This window comes from Corynebacterium sp. HMSC30G07 (genome assembly GCF_001806945.1).
In the GTDB taxonomy this organism is placed as follows: Bacteria; Actinomycetota; Actinomycetes; order Mycobacteriales; family Mycobacteriaceae; genus Corynebacterium; species Corynebacterium riegelii.
Genome location: NZ_KV786462.1, coordinates 1 through 491, shown reverse-complemented (window position 1 = coordinate 491; position 491 = coordinate 1).

The window sequence follows — 491 nt, the reverse complement described above, 5'->3', positions numbered from 1 at the left end:
CGGAGCACCGGTACCAACTACGCGGAATCGTGGTGCCAACTACTCCGAGTCGACATGTATCAAGGATGAACTTGGGCTGCTCCTGAAGCGAGATGAAATGCAACCCGGCTTCGTTAGTGACGATGAGTCGGGCCGGCCACGGAGGCTTCCGCGGCATAGCTCCAATGTCAAAAGCGGACTTCATCCCGAACGTCCCGCACCCTAATGAAGCGGATACAGGAACCATCACCCCATACAATTTGAGCTGCTACCGGATGCTCACTGAAGCGCTACCGGATAGTCACGACACTGCTACCAAATAGCCGACCGCAACACCGCGCAAAGATGATCATCGCTGAGGAGTCACTGAGTTTAGAGACGTTCCGTCAGCTTCCACCAGGAGGGTTCGATGAGCGATTCAGCGATGGCCGCAGCAAGCGCACACTGTCCTACGACCAGCCGGATTTTCAAGGTCTTGTAAACCGGCCTGGGTTGGTGAGAGGGCATGATGT